Below are 1,609 nucleotides of genomic sequence, written 5' to 3'. Positions count from 1 at the left end.
TTTTAAAGCCGTTTGCACTACAATTTCTATAAAGATTATCAAAATAAAAAGGAAAAACGAGATGGAAAAGATCGCATTTGCGGATATCGTCTCCGAAACGCTACTTATAAATTTATACTTTAGAAGTAAGGAAAATGAGGAGGCCAAGCCCATACTAAAAGACGAATTTTCAGGCGACGTCGCGAGCAGGATCGATTATGATTTCGCCAAATTTGACCGCTCTACGCTAAGCAGGGTCGGCACGGTGATACGCGCGAGGTTTTTTGACGACTGCATACTTAAATTTACGCGCGAGCACCCGAGTGCCGTCATCGTTCAAGTAGGTGCAGGGCTTGATACCAGGCCTCTTAGGCTAGCTCCCGTTTGCCCCGAGGCGACCTTTTACGACCTTGATTTGCCCGATGTCATCGCCCTTCGCGATAAGCTCGTGCCAAAAGCGCCGCGAAACTACAGCCTAGCGTGCTCGATGCTAGAAACCGCGTGGATGGACGAGTTAGCGAGAAAGCACGCGGGCGCGAAGTTTATTTTCGTGCTAGAGGGCGTGGCGATGTATTTTGAAAAGGCGGTATTTCGGGAGTTTGTGCTAAATTTGAGCGAGCGGTTCGAGGGGCTTTTGCTCACCGATTTGATAAACAAATTTGCCGCAAGGTCAAACGCGCGCAAGCACGACGTGCTTAAATTTATGAAAGGAGACGTTAAATTTAAGATGAGCGTAGAGGGCGCGGACGAGGTCGAGGCGTGGGATAAAGAGCGCATCAAGTGCCTAGAAATCGGCACCATGACAAATATGTACAAACACCGCTGGGGGCTTATCGCGCGCATGCTGGGCTACATAAAGCCGTTTCGCGAGGCGTGCAGGATGTTTGTTTTCGCTCTAGGTAAGCGCGGGTAATTCGCTCAAATTTCAGCTAAATTTAGCGGCAAATTTGACTGTTTTGCGTCCTAACCCGCACCTTTATGACGCTAAAACGTTACGCGCGCTAAATTTGACGCCGCCGCAAAACGCGATCGAGCTCAAATATAAGTTTGCGCTTATTAAATTTTAGCTATAATCCAGGCTTCATAGATGGGTGTCCGAGCGGTTGAAGGAGCACGCCTGGAACGCGTGTAAAGTGCAAGCTTTCGAGGGTTCGAATCCCTTCCCATCTGCCATAATCTTATAAAACTTAACCCAAAAATTTTCCACAAATTTAACGCAAGAACAAAAAATGATAAAGATAAAACACATAAACGAAGATGATTACGCGCGGATTTTCGTATTCGGCGATCTGCACGGCTGCCTCGGGCTTTTTAACCTGATGATTAAAAAGATAAATTTGACCAAAAAGGATTTGGTTATTATTTTAGGCGACAGCTGCGACCGCGGCGAGGATACGATCGGACTATACAAAAGATACGCCGAGCTAGTTAGAAACGGATACGCGCTGATCCACGTGCTGGGAAATCACGAAAAAATGATGATGGACGGGTATTTTGGCGGCGATACGCTAGATCATCAAATTTGGCTTAGAAACGGCGGCGATAAAACCAAAAGGTCGATCTACAAGCGAAATTTAAACAGCTTCGCGCTCTCGTGGCTAAAGGATTTTATCGGCGATATGCCCCACGT

Annotated in this window: 2 protein-coding genes and 1 tRNA gene; all 3 read left to right on the top strand. The window is 46.8% G+C overall.

The window, feature by feature from the left end:
• Positions 1-892: class I SAM-dependent methyltransferase (locus Q0338_RS01835; RefSeq protein ID WP_298085271.1), on the top strand; the 892-nt coding region annotated here is incomplete at its 5' end.
• Between the two features lie 172 nt (positions 893-1,064).
• Positions 1,065-1,152: transfer RNA gene (locus Q0338_RS01830), tRNA-Ser, on the top strand.
• Positions 1,153-1,208: 56 nt separating this feature from the next.
• Positions 1,209-1,609 (top strand): metallophosphoesterase (locus Q0338_RS01825; protein WP_298085270.1); only part of this gene is annotated, 401 nt, incomplete at its 3' end.

Source organism: uncultured Campylobacter sp., assembly GCF_938018145.1.
Taxonomy (GTDB): domain Bacteria; phylum Campylobacterota; class Campylobacteria; order Campylobacterales; family Campylobacteraceae; genus Campylobacter_A.
Note: the sequence above shows the minus strand (reverse complement) of the source record. Positions and strands in the feature narration are given on the sequence as shown.